General features: G+C 56.3%; 13 protein-coding genes. 6 read left to right on the top strand and 7 right to left on the bottom strand.

What is annotated here, in order from left to right; translation table 11 throughout:
• Nucleotides 1-560: 560 nt before the first annotated feature.
• Complete coding sequence (locus SB822_RS44830) at nucleotides 561-908, bottom strand: H-NS histone family protein (protein ID WP_310076477.1); 348 nt, start codon at nucleotides 906-908, stop codon at nucleotides 561-563.
• A gap of 405 nt (nucleotides 909-1,313) precedes the next feature.
• Nucleotides 1,314-1,553: a DUF2442 domain-containing protein gene (locus tag SB822_RS44825; protein ID WP_410857669.1), complete on the bottom strand. Its 240-nt coding sequence runs from the start codon at nucleotides 1,551-1,553 to the stop codon at nucleotides 1,314-1,316.
• A gap of 298 nt (nucleotides 1,554-1,851) precedes the next feature.
• On the opposite strand from SB822_RS44825, the gene SB822_RS44820 reads away from it, so the two are divergent.
• The 4 genes from SB822_RS44820 to SB822_RS44805 all read left to right on the top strand — a co-directional run bounded on the left by SB822_RS44820 (nucleotide 1,852) and on the right by SB822_RS44805 (nucleotide 4,713).
• Nucleotides 1,852-2,016 carry a hypothetical protein gene (locus tag SB822_RS44820; RefSeq protein WP_410857668.1) on the top strand — a complete coding sequence of 55 codons (165 nt, stop codon included), beginning with the start codon at nucleotides 1,852-1,854 and terminating at the stop codon, nucleotides 2,014-2,016.
• A gap of 135 nt (nucleotides 2,017-2,151) precedes the next feature.
• Nucleotides 2,152-2,277 (top strand): hypothetical protein, encoded by a 126-nt coding sequence (locus tag SB822_RS44815; protein WP_408279884.1) that lies wholly within the window; start codon nucleotides 2,152-2,154, stop codon nucleotides 2,275-2,277.
• Between the two features lie 1,339 nt (nucleotides 2,278-3,616).
• Nucleotides 3,617-4,312 carry an H-NS family nucleoid-associated regulatory protein gene (locus SB822_RS44810; RefSeq protein WP_410857667.1) on the top strand — a complete coding sequence of 232 codons (696 nt, stop codon included), beginning with the start codon at nucleotides 3,617-3,619 and terminating at the stop codon, nucleotides 4,310-4,312.
• A 68-nt stretch (nucleotides 4,313-4,380) separates the two neighbouring features.
• On the top strand, nucleotides 4,381-4,713 hold the full coding sequence (locus tag SB822_RS44805) for a LysR substrate-binding domain-containing protein (RefSeq protein WP_410857666.1): 333 nt from the start codon (nucleotides 4,381-4,383) through the stop codon (nucleotides 4,711-4,713).
• Nucleotides 4,714-5,447: 734 nt separating this feature from the next.
• Here the strand turns inward: SB822_RS44805 and SB822_RS44800 are convergent.
• Both SB822_RS44800 and SB822_RS44795 read right to left on the bottom strand, forming a co-directional pair.
• Nucleotides 5,448-6,449, bottom strand: coding sequence for a DUF4917 family protein (locus tag SB822_RS44800; protein ID WP_410857665.1), 1,002 nt, complete (start codon nucleotides 6,447-6,449; stop codon nucleotides 5,448-5,450).
• Between the two features lie 217 nt (nucleotides 6,450-6,666).
• Complete coding sequence (locus SB822_RS44795; RefSeq protein ID WP_410857664.1) at nucleotides 6,667-7,440, bottom strand: hypothetical protein; 774 nt, start codon at nucleotides 7,438-7,440, stop codon at nucleotides 6,667-6,669.
• A gap of 223 nt (nucleotides 7,441-7,663) precedes the next feature.
• Between SB822_RS44795 and SB822_RS44790 the strand changes: the two genes are divergently transcribed.
• Nucleotides 7,664-9,643 carry an ATP-binding protein gene (locus tag SB822_RS44790; RefSeq protein WP_410857663.1) on the top strand — a complete coding sequence of 660 codons (1,980 nt, stop codon included), beginning with the start codon at nucleotides 7,664-7,666 and terminating at the stop codon, nucleotides 9,641-9,643.
• 364 nt (nucleotides 9,644-10,007) lie between these two features.
• Here the strand turns inward: SB822_RS44790 and SB822_RS44785 are convergent, their stop codons facing one another.
• The 3 genes from SB822_RS44785 to SB822_RS44775 all read right to left on the bottom strand — a co-directional run bounded on the left by SB822_RS44785 (nucleotide 10,008) and on the right by SB822_RS44775 (nucleotide 15,577).
• Nucleotides 10,008-12,635, bottom strand: a complete 2,628-nt coding sequence (locus SB822_RS44785; protein WP_410857662.1) for a DEAD/DEAH box helicase — start codon at nucleotides 12,633-12,635, stop codon at nucleotides 10,008-10,010.
• Nucleotides 12,632-13,594, bottom strand: coding sequence for a DUF1837 domain-containing protein (locus SB822_RS44780; RefSeq protein WP_410857661.1), 963 nt, complete (start codon nucleotides 13,592-13,594; stop codon nucleotides 12,632-12,634). The genes SB822_RS44785 and SB822_RS44780 overlap by 4 nt, the downstream gene beginning before the upstream one ends.
• Nucleotides 13,595-14,392: 798 nt before the next feature.
• Nucleotides 14,393-15,577 carry a helix-turn-helix domain-containing protein gene (locus SB822_RS44775; protein ID WP_165919833.1) on the bottom strand — a complete coding sequence of 395 codons (1,185 nt, stop codon included), beginning with the start codon at nucleotides 15,575-15,577 and terminating at the stop codon, nucleotides 14,393-14,395.
• 346 nt (nucleotides 15,578-15,923) lie between these two features.
• Here SB822_RS44775 and SB822_RS44770 point away from each other — a divergent pair, with 346 nt between their 5' ends.
• The gene (locus SB822_RS44770; RefSeq protein WP_181324932.1) at nucleotides 15,924-16,766 is read left to right on the top strand and encodes a GIY-YIG nuclease family protein; all 843 of its coding nucleotides are present in this window, start codon (nucleotides 15,924-15,926) and stop codon (nucleotides 16,764-16,766) included.
• Nucleotides 16,767-16,977 lie beyond the last annotated feature (211 nt).

The raw sequence follows: 16,977 nt of genomic DNA, 5'->3' as shown, positions 1-16,977 counted from the left end.
GGGCCACCGCTGTCAGTTCGACTTCGTGCCAGCTACTGTTAGGCGCAAGGAACTGGTTTATTTATATGCTGGCTTGCCGAAAACGCAATGAGAATACTCACGCTACGCGAGGACCCGCTGCGTCCTGTTTCGTTATCAGCGCATCGCGCCAAAGTGCTCGCGCGCCCCGCGTCGAACTGTTAGCGCTACGATTTACTGCGGCCAAGCGGCGACCGCCGTCAGAGGGAGGGGTCGGTCGCCACATGAGAGGATGCTCGGCGGTCAATCTCCGTCGTTGGCGGGTTGCGGGAATACGTACCAACTGACGTCATCGTTCAGACACACAAGAACAGGCCCGCGACGCTACTTGCGCGTCGAGACGTCTTGCAGGGCGCGCGCGTTATTCTTCGTCAGACAGGCGGTCAAATGCGCTGTCTCCACGGGCACCGGTGTAAGCCACTTCTAGACTCACAACTTAGGGGTGCTCATTCGTGTTCTTCAACTCGTACAAAGTGAGCGCCGTGTTTAACGGACTGGTGAAATCACAACCCCAGACGAGAGCGTGGAGCAACGCGACTTGTTCAATGCCCTTCAGAAAACAGCACCGCTTGCGCCCTGGCGTGCGAAGCGGCACGCTTGTCCATTAGGAATTCATTGCGGTCCTTGCCTGCAATCCAGGCGGGTGCTCGCCCACGGCCGCTCCACGTTGAGCCGCTTACGGGGTCGCGGTACTTTGCTGCCAGCTCATTTGCGTGAACGCCTACCTTGCGCCCCGTCAGCTCGGAGACCGAGATGCCGTATTCACCCATCTTTTGCACGATTTCGTTCAACACGAGGAGGGTCTCTCGTTCCTTGGCTTCAGCCAGTTGCTTGTTCAATGCTTCTTGTTGTGCGCGAAGCTGAGCGATTTCAATACCCTGATATGCCATATATTCTGAACTCTTTGCCGATATCCCCGTCGATTGATTTCGGCGGATGGTTCGTAAGTATAGGTGGTTGAGATGCACGCACGTGATACGGTCGAGCGACGCGGGGACCAGCGAAGCCGGCGACGAGCCGGCCACCTGGATTGTGTTAGCTTTGTGCAGGGAGCATCCCGCCACGATGAAGGACTCAGCATCAATGAGTCTCGCAGGTGCGCGGCCTGCCAGGTCTGCCGTCGCAAGGCAGCATATCGTCTACTGGCGCGATGAACCGTGGACTTTTATTTCGCGGCTTACTGGCATAACCACTCAGTAACCAGACGCCATTTTCCCGAACCGACCGGGTAAATAGTGTGGCTGTTTGAGGCGCTCGGCGCCCTGCTTGCAGCATTTGCTCTTCAGAAAAAGCCGCTAGTGTTGCGTGTGGTCTCGCGAGGACAGAAACAAGGCGGTGATGTTCATCTCTTCGTCCAGTTCCGGCCAGTACAACTGCTGGCGGTCCAAAGAGATTGCGAAATGCCCGCGCTCCGCTGTTGTCGCTGCCCGCAGGACAGGGAACCGGTCCAGTGGAAACTGGACAGCCCGACCGTCAGCCAGGTCGACAAACAGGTGCCGGCTGTCGAAATGCACACTTACCACCCTGCAGTCCATGGCCGTCTCCTGAATGAGAAGCAACTTAAAGATAGTCCCCCGCAAGGCGCCGTACAAGAACGAATGCCAGAACGGGAGGACTGCGTCCGGGGCGGGACTGAAGTGATGCGTTTCTTCATGTTCAACGCGATGTCGCCGGTCGGCGGTTTGCCAGGTGTGACCGTGGAAGTTACGGCAGGGGACGCCGACGGGATGCTTTATCGTGTGAGCGCATGACGTAGTGCGTTTGGACCACGTCCCTTCAGGCGAGTGCGAATCGTCTTTATCCGTCGGGCTATGGGGGCAGGCTTCGACAAAAGTGCGTTGCACCGGCTGGGCGCGTGCGCTCGCGCCGCTGAAGGGCGCCGTGCTGCAGACGCTAGCCGATATGGCGCTGAACCTGCTCGGCGCCGGTAGCGCCGGAATCAGTCTGAGGGAGAGCGGCGCCGACGGTCTACCCGCGTTCCGTTCGGCCGCACTTTAGGGCCACTGCGGCGCCTTCTCAGGCACTATCGTCCCCGTTGACTACAGCCTGACCGCTGTCGCGCCCTCGCTGGGTGTCGCACAACTTTTTTCATCGCCCAAACGCCCAAACGCCGCTTCGCGTGTCTGGAACACGTTGTCCCAAGTTATCGAGGAACTGGTGGTGCCGATTCCCGACGAGTCCGCGCCGTGGTGCACGCTGTGGGTGATGTCTCATGGCGAGGCACGAAGCCGCGTAACCATGATGTTCAATCAATCATGACTTTGCGGCATTAGCCGCGCTGGCGACCAGGACGTGATGGCAGAAATGAAGGTCTCGCCGGAGGCCGCAGCACTTGAGCGCATCGCGGGCGCCGCACGGGAAGTCAGGCCGCGTCAGCTGCGCTGGAAAAGCATTCTGATACGCCTCGGACGTTCACAATGCTGACCCGGCCCATCAGTTCTGAAAAGGAGTATTTGAGGTACATGGGAATCCCGACGGCAGGAATTCCGGTGCGGTTGCTCGAAGCGACGTGGTGAAAGCCATCAGGTCTCGTCGCCAAAGAGCGGTTTAATGTCGGTGGCAACTCGTCTAAACCTGTCGCTGGTCAAATCCGCCAGACGGTCAGCGATTACGCCTAGAGCTGGCGTAAAAAGGCGCGATGGGGGGCAGCGAGTAGAACCCGCCATGAATATTCGCTACCGCATCGGTATCGCACGCCCTATAACATAGATGCAGGGCGATTATTACGTGTCGAGGGTCCACAAAATTCGTTGACACTGCCAGTTCGCACGCCACCTTCCGTCCGGAAACTCCGCTCGGCGCACTGCACTTCCGTTTTTTCCAACGACCTACAACTTTGGCCTCGGGCATCAGGCCCGCAGACCTGAAGGACGCGCGTCTGAGTATCTCAGGTGAACGACGATTCCGGCGTTCGCGAATGACCAATCACATCGATTGGAAACTCAATCTATTTCAGGAGCCAACGTGAAAACGCGACTGATGGTTGCTTCTGCAGCGGGGCTGGTTGTTTTGGCCGGTCTGGCGCATTCGCAAGGAATGCCAGATACGACACAGCCTGCCGCACCTCAAAATGCTGTGACTTCAGATGTCGCCCCGAGTGCGGCGACCCAGGCATACGGCGGCATGCCCGATACGAAAGTGCAAGGCGGCGTGAAACGTGCAAGACCCTGCGGCACGACCCCACAATGCGACATCTTTTTCGGTGGGAGCTAGAAACAGACTGGCAGCGTCCGGCACAACGAGGAAAGGACCGGGCGCTCGCTTACGGTGGAATGGCTAGAGTCATCTTTAAACAAGGCACTACGAGACAACGGCCGAAGAATTGAAAGCATACAATGGCCTTGGGGCTTAAGAGGAATCGCTATGGCATTGGAAGGAAGTCTCTGGGTTGAGCTACTTAGGCACGAATAAGAAGGGCAAAGAGGGGCACTTCCTTGCCGGTTGCTCTGCACTACTTCTTCAACTACCTGCACAAATCAGTACGGTCATTCGCAGAACTCGGATGATGCGAAATCGCGTCGGCCCTGTGGTGGGCCTGACTAGCCGACGCGCTTATCCACATGGCATAGTGCAGGCAGTTCAATGGGAGAAACGACAAATGGCGACCTTAGAATCCTTGCAAGCAAAAATCCAGAGACTGCAGGCGCAAGCCGATGCGCTCCGCGCGAAAAAGTCGAGTGCTGTAATCCAGAAGATTAAAAACTTGATGGCAGAACATGGACTAACGACTGCTGACATAGATGCGCACACTGGCGGCAAAAAACGTGGACCCCAACCGGGCGCCAAGGCTGCAGCCAAAGCTCCGAGTGCAGTAGCTAATTATCGCGACCCGAAGACCGGCGCGACTTGGTCAGGGCGCGGCCGTACGCCCCGATGGATAGCAAACGCGAAGGACCGCAGTAAGTTTCTGGTGGGAGACGCCGCCGCAGTGTCGACTCCTGCTATCAAGAAGACCGCGAAGGCTGGCAACTACGTCAGAGGCCCGCAGCCGGCGCTCTATCGTGACCCAAAGACTGGCGCGACGTGGAGTGGGCGTGCACGGCCGCCGGCTTGGATTGCTAACGCGAAGGACCGTACCAAATTCCTGATTGAGGGTGCGGCCGCAGCCGACAAAAAGCCGGTGCAAAAGGCTGCTGCCAAGCAAGCCCCAGCGGTGAAGAAAACTGTTGCCAAGAAGTCCGCGAGCGCGAAGGTGTCGGCTAAGAAAGCGTCGGCGAAAACAGCGCTGCGCAAGAGCGCGACTGCGCCCGCTCCTGACGCGACGGTTGATTCTAGGCCTGCGGTAACCGTCTAAAAAATGCGACGCACGCGAGTAGAGCCGACAATGTGCTCCGCCTACTCGCGAACGGTCATTGACTCAGTTTGCAACGAAGTCGCCGGTCCGCGTGGCTGCTTCGAAATGACGCTGGCGAGTTTGAGCTTACGCCGATAAGAGCGCGGCATGAGTGGGGAGACGGTGAAGCGATGCTGAATGCTGCGGTAGCAGGTTGCGGCGTGGCTCAGCTTCCAACTTGGCTTGTCGGTGCGCATCTTCGCAACGGGGACCTGATTGAAATTTTGAAGGAATGGTCTGGTGGAGAGATGCCGGTTCATGTCATTTGGCCGAGAACAAAATATGTTCAGCCACGAGTCAGAGTGGTGATTGACGAGCTCATCCGGTTGTCCAACGACGCTAGCTCCGGGTTCAAGCCTTGAATATCGGGCGTCGGGTGGTCTCGTTTCACTCGGTACCAGACCAGTGCCGTCGCCAGATATGGCGACGGCTGGTTGCATCTAGACCCCACGGACCTAGCGTCACTCTCCGCTTCCCGCCCGACCGGCAGCGGCCGAGCTGCGAGCGTCGTCTCGCGGCGTAACCCCGTAGCGCTTTGTTTCGCCTCCCTACGTTTGCGCATTCTCTCTAGCGTGCATCACTTGTTTTTATGACTGCCCCTTGGTGAAGTTGAGCCTCGCCTTATCCTAAGCGAGGCCTTCAGACACGTTCCCGGCATCGTGAGATGCCCCTTGGAGCCAGCGTCGCCCGTCAGCCGTTCACCTCAGGGCGCTAACTTCGCCACCCTGTACGGTTTCTCAAGGCTATCCCACAGTACCGGCTGCCCCGCGACCGCTGCCGTTGATGTCCGACTAGTCGCCGCGCTATCAGACCGATTGAAATCGCGGTTCTCGCGATTGGCGATGCGTTCGCTTAACTACGACCGGTTGGCGGGTTTGATTTACCGTAGGAGTTTCATCATGGCAGCAGACGCATGCGCCCGAAAAGCAGTGAGGGAGTTAAAGCATGGCAAATGCACTCTACCGAGCAAGGTACGCCGTCACGGTACAACTGGCACCATCGAGCGACATGACGAACTTTTAGTGTTACACAAGAACGCAAACCAGATAAAACCGACCAGAGGTTGCCGGACAATACAACAGGGCATTCCAGATTTTTAAATTACGGGGTGTATCCAGCACCCGTCGCTTGCACTGTCGAAGAACTCCACTTCAACTTCGGCACCCAAGTTCAATTTAACTAAATATTCCGCGTGATTGCAGAACGACTGTGAATGCTGATAAACCGAGATGGCCACTCGCTTGACTGCCGCTCGTTTTATCTGGTTGAGAATATGTACATCATGGTCGCCGAATGCCCAGCCGTAGATGACCAGAGTCGACTGGTCCGAGGTAAGGACCTCCCGATACACGGTAGAGAGATAGTAACTGGTTCGTATTGCCGATACCTTCTGCTGCCAAGTCCCCTCACTGACAAACAGAGGAACGAAATCCTCGGACTCCCACCGCGCGAGAATGGCATCGAGAAGCCGACCATCTCCACCAAATATCTTCGACTCTTGTTCACTCTTGTCGCGAGCAAGCGCGAGATTCCCGTGCGGATAGAAAACAAGCGTGACCGACTGGTTGCCTCGTATAGGCCTTCTCAAGTCTTCCCAGTCTTCACGAAACTCGCCGTACGGAAAGCAGTCCTTGAAGGAATGCCCATCTCGTAGGTCTATGCCGTACATCGTCGTCCAATACACAATGAGGTCGTAGTTCAAGGACAGGACAGTCTTGAATCTCTTCAAGAAATGATAGATGGGCTCAAAATGAGCACTCACCTCGTCGTGGCCGGGATGAACCTGTCGCACCGCCTGAATAAGAGCCGTCCTGACGTTCTCGTAGGCCTCCCGAGTCCGTTTGTCTTCAATCTTAAGTGCGCTGTTGATGTTCCTCGCTTGCCAAACCGTTCGCAGCACAAACTCGAAATCTGGTGTTTTGAAGAAGTCGAATATTAGCTGCACATCTTCTGATATCGACTTGTCTGCAAGAGCACGTTCTAGCAAAGAGCCATACAGAAACGATTTGCTAACAGCGGCGCTTGCACCGTTGCCCAACAGCACCGTATCGCCGTAGTTATCGGCAATGTCTTTCCACTGCTTGATTTCGTACGGCATAGATAATCTCCAATCACATGTTTCCGATGTACCATGTCTCCGACGGCCGGTCCTGCGGCGCGAAGCAGTCTGTTTAACAGGAGCGAACGCCGTGTCCTTGGACGCAGATTATTTACTTTTCCGCGCTGCGCGTCTGGATGACCATGATGTAGCGAGACACTTTCAATCGCCTGACCTTGACGCGAATGATATGCGCGTTGTCGTTTCGACCAGTTACTTACGGATTCGTTCTGGAGTCGTCACTTGCAAGCCCTTCGCGACGGGCCTGCGCTTCTTCAAACGTCAGGTCTTTACGAATGATGCGCTTCTCCTGAAGGCGCTGAAACACTGTCTCTTCGGTCACAGGTATGTCGAAATGCAACATTAGTGTCGCCGCATTAATGTCCCTGAAATGTCGAAGCGCTTCCATCGCGGTGCGTAAAGTGTGGTCAAACAGCAGCCAGAGCGCTTTTCCATGGTTTTCCCATTCTGTCCAACCGGCAAATCTATTGGCTTTCTCTTCGGTGCTGTGAGCTAACTCACCATAGATTATGGTGTCGAGAAAGTCGCGCCGCGAGACTGTTTCTTCGCGGAAGCTCCATCCGCTTGGTGAGTCCAAGAACTCTGTATTCAAGTCTTGAAGATGATAAAAGGCGTCGCGAAAAATGTAGTGGACGAACTGGTAACGCTCGGCCAACTGTCGGATGCTGAACCTATCGTTCTTCTGAACGAGCATTCTGTAGGTCAGGATGAACGCGTCTAAATTGTCTCTGTCGTGGAAACGGAGGTTCATCTCAGACACCTGCATCTCAAGCTCCAGGCAGTATGCAAGCTCTCCGTCGTCATCCGTGACTTTCTCGACGGATAGAATCCTTCCTGGCGCGCGTTTCGCCTCAAACATGACAGGACGGCTGCGGAAGTAGCGACTCTGTTCAAGATGCGCAACTTTACGATTGAAACCCAACAGCTGCTTCTTAAATGCCTCTAGGCCAGGTGTTTTCGGACCGTTCAATCGTCATCTCCGTAAGCCACGTCATTTGGGGAGGACCCAGCTTCGATGAATCAGTGCTGGTGTCCCAATCGTTCCGGTCTTCAGGGCTAGTGCTCAAAGCAGTTCGCTGTCCGTCGATACGCCGGGCGGCAGTGTCGAGCTTTCCGTATATTCTCTCACTCACAACGCGAATATCGGATAATCTCAGGATTCGCAGGGCCATGACCGACCAAGGACAAAAACGATGGCTGATAAGACTCTTTCCGGAACCGCTCAAATCAGCGACGAGGGCATCAAGAAGCACTTTCGAAGCTACGAAACGTGGCAGGCACTGTTTGAGCTTGTCTGGAACAGCTTAGACGCCAAGGCAAAAAAGGTCGAGGTTGGTCTGCGCGAGAATGCACTTGAGAGCATTGAGTATGTCACGATTCTTGACGATGGGGATGGGGTCAACGTCCGCAACATTGACGACAACTTTGGGCAGTTCAATGACTCCCAGAAGAAGGAGAACGTTGACCAGCATGGTTCTCACGGACGAGGTCGCTTAGCTTTTCATCGACTTGCCAGTGAAGCAGCCTGGTGGACCCGCCGAGACGACATCGATGCTGTCATTCGAGTTTTCGACGGCAACATCAAAGCCTTTGCAGGCGACTACATAAAGCCAATCGAGCAACACGAACTGCTGCTGAATTACACCAGCGGCACCGTCGTTGAGCTAAAGCGAATTCATTCCAATCTTCCTCCCGTTGCCCAGCTCCTCGAAAAATTCGCAGTCGAATTCGGGTGGTATCTCGCGCTCCATTCTGACCGTGCAATTTCGTTGAATGGGATAAAGGTTGCGGTTCCCGCGCACGACAGACACACGCACGCGATAGATATTGGCTCCGTACGTTTCGATGTCCAAGTCCTACGTTGGCACGACAAGCCGACCTCCGAGAAATCATATGTGTACTTGCTCGATTCGGAGGGAAAAGTTCGACACAAACAGCTATCCAGTTTCAATCAGAAAGCTAATTTCTTCGTGAGCGTCTATGCTCAATCGCCTTGGGCAGACAACTTCAGCAACGAGCCGAGCGACCTGTTGGAAGAACGCACGTGCACGACCGCCTCGGAGGAATGGAGGAAGCTTGCGGACCAAATACACGACCAAGTTACGCACATTTATGCTGAATTTCTGCGTTTATATGTAGAGGGAGAGCTCAAGAAGTTCGACGAAGATGGCGTCTTCCCCAATTACGTGGGTTTGCCGATTCCATACGCGGAGTGGCGAGCGGCGAATACTCGCAACCTAGTGCGCCTCGTCTATATGTCCGACCCGACGCTGATTAATTCGCTAAATAAAAAGCAAAAAAAGATTGTTGTCAGACTTCTGGACCGACTCTCGGTATCGAACGAAAACGACGCGCTCTTCGAAATCATTAGCGAGGTGTTGGACCTTGATGAGCCCAACTTGCTCGCTCTCTCACGCCAACTGCAACACACCACACTCGAGCATGTCATCAGCACTATCGAGTTACTGCAACAGCGACAGCTTGCCGTTCAAAAGTTGCGGAAGCTGATGGACGACCACTATCGTACTGTGCTGGAAACGCCCGACCTTCAGCAGATAATCGAGAACAATACGTGGCTTTTCGGTAACCAGTATGAAACCATCGGCGCAGAAGAGGACACTTTCACGTCAGTTGCACGAAATCTCCGTGAGAAATTGAAGGACGTGAACGTTGTTGACGAAGAGGATGTGGAGGACTCTGCCCATGTTGCGGGAGCTAACCGACAGACCGATATCTTCCTTGCTCGGAAATTTCCTACCCGAGACTCTTTGGGACAATCTTACTATCGATGCATCATTATCGAGATTAAACGGCCTAGCATCGCACTCAATTACAAACACCTACGTCAGTTGGATGACTATGCGGCAATCGTGAAAAAGCATCCTGCGTTTTCCAGTGAGCGAATGCAGTTCGAACTGATTCTCGTGGGCCGTAAGATATCGAGCGCGGATTTTGAGATTAAGAGCCGTCTGAAAAACCAGCTGGCGCATGGTGAAATGGGCTTGGTCAGTGTTGACGACCGAATGAAACGTTATGTCATGAATTGGTACACATTGCTGGACAGTTTCGAGCTATCCCACGGGCATCTCTTGAAGACTTTGGAGTTGAAGCGAGAGGCACTGTCCCCATCGACCAAAGACGAACTCGTTCGCGAACTACAACAGGAGTATTAACGCGAATAGATATCGCGTACATATGTGCTGTTCGGCGAAGACCGCTGGCGCTGGCTGTTCGACGATGATGTATGGTTGGGACCGTGTTTAAGAGAGTCAGCGTTCGGGAAGCGCCTCGAAAACCTTCCTGGCACCATCCTTACTCGTTCCGCCTTCGAGAGGTGGTTCCAAATAGATGTTGCCCGGCTGTCTCCCTCTGACCTCCGAAGAGCCGTGCGTGCATTTTTCACCCTGACAAATCTGAAGCCAGGCTTCGATTGAGGACTCGTCGTAGCCGACCCTTTTGGCGACGCTCTTTCCGACGCACAATGCGATATCGGTCACCAAGCCCCGAGACGGCGAGTAGCTTGGCGACCTCTGGAACTCAAGCTGAGTATTCGAGCGCAACGAGACCGCGTTCACGCAACTCAGCTACTACCAACGGTGACAGTTGCTGTATCAGAGACGCGGGTTGCTGCAAGAACCAATCGCGAACCTGGTCCGAGCTCAACGCCGAATCCGTAATCAGCGACGCCATTGCCGCGGCGGTGATACGTGATAGGCCGAATTCGACCAGCGAACGACCGGTGCGCGTCGACACTCCCAGCTCAAGAGCCAACGAGAAGTCGTAGACCTGCGTGACCATCTCATCGAGCCCCTCTTGCGCAAGAGCATGCTTCAACAAGTCGACGTAGGCCTTCGCCCACTGGACGAGTTTGAATCGAATCGTTTGCTCGATAAGCGTGAACATTTCGCGGATGGCGCCATCGATAGCTTTCTGCGTAAGCGGCCGTTTGTTCGTTTGCTGCGCAACCTTCTTCTTGTACTTCACTGCTTCAGCGACCAACTGTGTCAACGGCTCGCCTCGCATCCACTTCAAGGCCGTAACGGTCACGTGGCTAACGTATCCGCGTTGTCTTCTCCCTTCTTCTCCGGAGAGGTTCATGCCTCCCAAATGCTTATAGAGCCGACGGATGATTGAGTTGTACACCGTGTACGAATCGCCCGAAGGATTCGATGGCATCAGTTTCGAGAAATCGCGCTGGCGCACGAGCTCACGAATCCGCTGCAGAAGGCCTGCAAGCGCAACTGGGTCGAGCATCCAGCTCGTGTTCAAAACCGAAGCAGGAAGCTCAAGGCTCGTAAGCGCCTGCTCGGCCAGCTCAGTAAGACTGTCTTTTTGCTCGGTAGTCAGCGAGAGGCTGCGGCGCCCCAGCAGCCCGTCCAATGTCTTCTGGGACGAGCGAAACAGGATTAGACCTGCAGCTGCGGTAATCCGGTCCACAGCCGCGCGGTCGCGCTCAACGATGGGAGCCTTGTCGACGGCTGCCTGCAGCAGCTCGACCACCGCATCAAAATCCGCCTCGACTGTCTGCTTGAAAGCCGCCTTCATTGCGAACGGCTTGCGCTCGGTCAATGGCTTCGTCTCCCAGTTTTCGTAGTTTACGAGGAACACGTTGCCGACGACTTCCTCGCCAAGACGGCCGGCGCGACCAGCGAAGTTCCAGAGCGAAGCTTCATCGAGCGCCGCGCCCTGACCGCGAGTCGGTGTATCGATGAAGACGTTACGTGCAGGCAGATTCACCCCCTGAAACAGGGTCGTCGTGCAACAGAGGTAGTCCAGCTCTCCGCGTTTGAACGCAGACTCAATACCCTCGCGCAAGAGGCTCGGCATGTTGCCATAGTGGAAAGCGACGCCTTGCCGGACATAATTTGCAAGGGAATATTGCTTGTGGATATGTTGCTCAATGAATTTCGCCAGGTCCGATAACCCCTTCGAGGCTCCGGGTTGTCGATTGCGCGCAAGCAGTTCCGTCAAATCTTCCGCGTTCTTCGCTCCCGTGGCGTAAACTAGGGACCGCCCCGAGGCGCCCAGCTCAAGCGCGACCGCCGCGAGCTTCGTGTCTTCGGGTAACGCAAACCCACGTTTGAACTGGTATGTCCCGATTGGCTCAAGCTTCTTCGGAGTGACCAGGTCGAGATGCACCACGTGTTCGTCGAGGTTGGAAAAGCCAACGCTGATTCGGTTCTGTACGACCGGCGAAAGAGTTGTTTCCTTCACGGTTATTTCGGGCAGCCCGATGCTGTCGCCAATGAGCTGCAGGCCAGATGCTCCTGGCGCCAAAAACAGGAAGCGTGCAGCAGGATTCGACTCGCGCAGCTTCTCCAGCGTGTCCTGCAGAATCATGCCCCGGCTGTCATCACCGAGGGATTGCGCCTCGTCGGAAATGACGAGGTCGATGAGACCGGCAACGGCCACCGTCGACAGAAGGAACTGCGCTCGCTCCTGCGTGAGCACGTAAATCTGCTTCGGCCGGCTCTCTGGGTCGGGCACCGGGATGGTCGTGATACGGATGGAATCCGAAACACTCGAAAGGCGTTTTTCCAGTTTGCCGTGTATCTCGGTCAGTAACGCCCGCGTCGGTGCAATATAGATTGCGCCAAACCGGTCGGCTGCAATCGCGCGCTCAGACAAGTGCTCGAGCACGACGAAAGACTTTCCGGACGAGGTCGGCGCGGAGACAGCAGTTGCCGCAGATGAATCCAAGCTTCGCCAGAGGTCGAGCTGGTACTCGGTCAGCGGGATGCGCGCGCCGGCCATGTCGACCGTATTGAGCTCTCGGAGCAATCCACTGCGCATGTGGGTTTCGAAACCGAGGTCGACGGGATGCTCACGCTCCAGCTTACGGAGACCGGGAAAGTTGCCGAGGTCAGAAAGAATGCGAATGCTTGCCTCGTGGATGACATCGTCGCCCGAAGCCAAGCTGGCGAACACTGCAATCTGCTGAGCCAGCTCCTTACTCTCTTCGTCCGTTGCAGATGCAAACACGCTCGCGGTATTGAGCAGGCGTGTGAGGGCGTTTTCGGCGAGAACCGGGCCTTCAACGCGAACCTGTTCATTTTCGCGCAGGACCGTCGACCGGATGCCGACTGCGCGAAGTTCGGCAAGGTCGCTCCAGAAGCCAGGCTCCTGCCGGATTTCAACCGCAACTTCGGTGGCGAATGTGCTCATGTGTTCAACCCGGCAAAGATTCGCTTGAATTCATTTACATCAGGTATAGCAACCAAAAAGACGATGCATCCGCCAAGGTCCACGCCTTTCGCGTCGGCCTGATTCTTCAGGTTGTTGGCGAAGGTCTTGTGTTTGGCTGCATACAGCTTCTCCAGATGTTCCTCATGAATCTCTGGCCGCTGCTTCATGTCGCGAGGCAGTTTGTCATCGAAGGCGCTTTCGCTGAACACGAGACTGCCGACGTGAATGTCGCGACGCCGCAGATGGCTGCCGTCACCAGTGTAGGAGTTGAAGAACGACTTCGCCGCCTCACGCGCCTCACCCTCTAACGCATCCAGGTTAGACAGGTCGCTGACCAAGCGAAGTTCGTTCAGCATCCGCCCGCGGTCTGCCTGATGCTCCGCGACGGACGCGACCATTTCCCGCGAAGCGTCAGTCGCGCTCGGGATGAGCTTTGACTCCAAGAGGTAGAAGAGAACGGACCCATCATCCGACTGACTGCCGTGCAATCCGTCGACCCCGTGCACCGGCATTTCCGAAGACGTTTTCAGTGCCATCTTGGCGCCAAGCTGCGCTGCGCCGAGGTATCGCACCGCGACAACATACGCAATGAGCTCCCCAACTTCGCCGTAGCGACCGGGGTGCGCCTGGTTGTACGAAACCAAGAGACGTTTGGCCTCGCGGCGGAGGCGCGACATCGCTGCCATATCTCCGCCCGTTGTCGAATTGTTGCTCTGGGCGAAGGCCTCTCTCCGTTTGCGAAGAGGGACGACATAGTTGACGAGCTGGTCAACGAGCAGCTCCGCAAGTGCATCGACTTGCGGAATGTGCTCCTGCATCCGAACAAAAAGAAGCCGTGGCTGGTCGAGCTGCGGCGTCGCCGTCACTTCCTTCAGGACGTTGTCGATGCCTTGAATCGGGTCCAACAACGCGGCGAAGCTGTTCTTCGCTTTGGTCATGTGCGTTGCCCCGGCTCGCTGCCGCGACCTTCAGTCGTTCTAGTCAGCACTACGCTTCTCCGCCATTTACCGTGGGCGACGGCCCCGACGCCCGATATGTAAGTGGTATTTTAATGGTTTGTTATATGAAAGCATCAACAGTCGTGCGGAATGTGCGTCGTCAGGACGCCCCGTCAGTCGCGAATTGACACTGACGACGCGCACGCTCGTAAAACCCTCGGAATGCGAGGCATCGGCAGCTTCCGCTCAAGACTGATGCAAGACGCATCGGCGAATTACATAAAACAAGATATACGGACCAGTCAAGTCACAAGTGAATTCGGAGCCTTTCGAGAAGTATGAATTTGCAATCCGGGACTACGAGGGTCCCCAAGCACCCGGAACGTGACCCAATGCTGCGCCGGCAGATGCGAGAACACTTCGGCAAGATGGCCAGAGCCATGCCAGACGCCGTCTTCATACCCGTTGGAGCGGTAACGCCGAGAGGTGTCGAGTGGCTGACGAAGGAAGGCTTTCTGAAAAAGGAACGAGTCCTCTATGGCCTTCCGCGTCCGGGCAAAGAAGCCAGCGGGCACACTGCATATTCTCTTGGCGAAAAGTAGCGCGCTGACCTGAACGTGCACACTAAAGCCGACGAGGTTGAGCGGTGCGGGACCGTCTTCAACACGCCGTGGCATCCCTCGAATGAGACAGCGCGCGCGGCGGGAGCGTGCCTATGAATCCGCGCGACGTGGGCCAATCAATCTCGGAGGTCAAGTGGCTTGCTTAGTTTGTGGCCGAAGCCGCAGTTCACCATTCTTATACACGTGGTGGGTTCCAGCGACCGTTGTCGTCGAAGTTGATGGAGCCGGTCATACCAGCGGCCTGCCACACCAGGTCGAACATCGGCTTCAAACCCTCGTGCGGCGGCACCTCTGCGGGCACAAGCACGTCAGGCAAAGCCACCGTCCTGCGGTCGAACGTACCCTGCAATCCATCAGCATCCCACCGTGTCCGGTCGAAGCCCAGTTCGATTCGGTTGGCGTCGAGCAACGACATCATGACCGAGATTTCGGGGTGAAAGCCTGCGTGCGTCAGCTCTGCTCTCACTTTCCCGAGGAATTTGGCAGCATGGTCTTCATACGTGGACCCATGCAAGATTCGTGTCCCGCGTGCATTTTCGGAGAGCACCTGTACGGCCTCCACAAAACCGTTGCGAAACAGTTGCGTGTAGCCATGCACGACACCCTCAACTTCGTTTCTGAGACCCAAAGCACCATCAAGGTTAACGCGAAAGCTCATCGCCGCGGTACCAAGTATGGGAATCTGGCGGGCAAAATCCCAGTACGAGAGCGGGTCTATGCTGCCCGTACCGAGCGCAGCCTGCGTAGGAATCAGATGCAACACCCAGATGGAGCCTTCGGAGAGCCGACAGGGCGCCTCGCCCGTCAGAATCTTTCCTAGGCGTTCAGTGCGAAAGTCCCGGACTTTCTGCGCCTGGCTGTCGGAACGCACGAAGAGTTCGCGAATCTCGGGCACATTCAGCTCACGCTTTCGGTTGCCCTCGCGGATGAAGAATCTAGCGTTCTGACGCACGCGATGCGGGCCCACCCAGCTTTGCGGCACCCGGACAACGAAAACAGTCCCATCGTTGCCACCCGTGTTGACACGCACTGGCTGCACCAGCACGCCCGGCAGACGTGGCTCGACGCCATTAAGCAGCACGTCGGCCATCCGCAGCGCCGTGGCATCCGGGTCCACCGACTGGGGCACAACAGCTGCCGCCTGGCCCTGTGCGTTCTCGTCGATGCCGTAGATGAGGTCGCCGCCTCCTGCGTTCGCGAAAGCCGAGACGTCGGCGCAGAGTTCGTGCTTCGCGGCGTCGTTCCACGCCGGCGGCAACTCGCGCTTGAAATCGATGTGTGGCCCCTCAAGCACCTGTTCTTGAATCAACTGCTCCAGATGCGCCTGGGTGGTGTCAACGACCTTCGATGGGAGTGGCATGGCAATCCACGGCGTGTAGTGAGCGGGCAATTCTAAGCTATCGCACCTGCCTCCAGGCATCCGGATTGGGCGCAGCGGTGCTCGCGGGTAGCGTTGCAGGCGGGGACCTGCACCGATAGATGCGCCGTCTGAGATGAGTCGCCCGCAATGAGGCCGAACAGTAGCGCAAGGATTACGAGTTTGGTCCGGCTGCTGCGAAGTGTGCGGCGGACTAAACGGAGGGTTCGGGTAGGTTGCGGCATGACGGATACTCCTGGTGAGTGGAATATCTCTAGTAGCGAGTAAAGTTTATTCCCCCCACTGACCCACCTGGCTACACTGGGTGTCTCGCATCGCGCGCGCCCTCATGAACAAACTCCTCGAGATAGGTTTTCAGGTCGCAGGCAACTGGTATCTCGCCGCCGACCGTATCCGGATTGATGTCCGCCAGCAAGGCACGCAACGCAATGTGCTCTATGCGTTCGTATGCGACGGCGAGGTGAAGTATGTCGGCAAGTCGACGCAGACCCTGCGCGAGCGCATGGCAGGCTATGCCTCGCCCGGCTCGGCCATCCGGACAAATCTGCGCGTGAATAAACTTATTCACGCCCTCCTTACAGATGAAATCACCGTTGAAGTGCTAGTGTTGCCGGATAACGGCCTTATGCACTATGGGCCTTTTCACCTGAATCTTGCCGCAGGGCTTGAAGACAGCATCATCCGAACACTAAGGCCGGAGTGGAATGTCGCGTTCGGCCGGAAACGCAAACGCGAGTTGGGCCTGCCTCTGGCATCGGGTGACACGCCAGATGCAGACGAAGCGCTGCTCGGCAAGGAGGACCCCGCCGGAGAGGAGGACGCGTTCGTGGCGCCGCTCGAGGACGGCTCACCGCTAACAAACGCAGACCCCGTCGTAGGTGAGTTCCGGTTCATCCTTCAGCCGACCTATCGACAGAAGGGATTTTTCAATGGTGGCGTGGCTTCATCGTCGCTGCTTGGAGCGGGCGGCGATACCATCGAGATTTTCTTCGCCCACGAGCGTCAGCCGTTCACGGGCATCATCAATCGCACATCAAACAGCAACGGCTCACCGCGGCTGTTCGGTGGGCCAGAACTCGCGCGGCAGTTTCAGACGCTGCCCGAAGGTTGCACTATGCAGGTCCACGTGTACTCGCCCACGTCCATCCGCATATTTCAGACACCACGCTGACGGCTATGCCTTACAAATGCAGGCAACACTTTTTTCCTTGTGAAATGGACAGCCGTCGTGAGACTGGACGAACGCTCCACGCACCTCAATCCGATAGTTGCTGGTCGAGAGCTGCGATGTGATTCCGCAGAGCATCTGTTCGGTCAAGGTCATTCCACTCGCGTTGTACTCCTAGCACTCTTGGCTTCAAGTTTGAATTTTTTGTTCGACC

Source organism: Paraburkholderia sp. SIMBA_054, from assembly GCF_046534875.1.
Taxonomy (GTDB): domain Bacteria; phylum Pseudomonadota; class Gammaproteobacteria; order Burkholderiales; family Burkholderiaceae; genus Paraburkholderia; species Paraburkholderia hospita.
This window is presented reverse-complemented; position numbering and strand designations above follow the sequence as displayed.

What these genes read in the sequence shown, in the direction of transcription:
- SB822_RS44830 (WP_310076477.1), bottom strand. Translation starts at nt 908, where the DNA reads ATGGCATATCAGGGTATTGAAATCGCTCAGCTTCGCGCACAACAAGAA.
- SB822_RS44825 (WP_410857669.1), bottom strand. Translation starts at nt 1,553, where the DNA reads ATGGACTGCAGGGTGGTAAGTGTGCATTTCGACAGCCGGCACCTGTTT.
- SB822_RS44810 (WP_410857667.1), top strand. Translation starts at nt 3,617, where the DNA reads ATGGCGACCTTAGAATCCTTGCAAGCAAAAATCCAGAGACTGCAGGCG.
- SB822_RS44800 (WP_410857665.1), bottom strand. Translation starts at nt 6,449, where the DNA reads ATGCCGTACGAAATCAAGCAGTGGAAAGACATTGCCGATAACTACGGC.
- SB822_RS44790 (WP_410857663.1), top strand. Translation starts at nt 7,664, where the DNA reads ATGGCTGATAAGACTCTTTCCGGAACCGCTCAAATCAGCGACGAGGGC.
- SB822_RS44785 (WP_410857662.1), bottom strand. Translation starts at nt 12,635, where the DNA reads ATGAGCACATTCGCCACCGAAGTTGCGGTTGAAATCCGGCAGGAGCCT.
- SB822_RS44780 (WP_410857661.1), bottom strand. Translation starts at nt 13,594, where the DNA reads ATGACCAAAGCGAAGAACAGCTTCGCCGCGTTGTTGGACCCGATTCAA.
- SB822_RS44775 (WP_165919833.1), bottom strand. Translation starts at nt 15,577, where the DNA reads ATGCCACTCCCATCGAAGGTCGTTGACACCACCCAGGCGCATCTGGAG.
- SB822_RS44770 (WP_181324932.1), top strand. Translation starts at nt 15,924, where the DNA reads ATGAACAAACTCCTCGAGATAGGTTTTCAGGTCGCAGGCAACTGGTAT.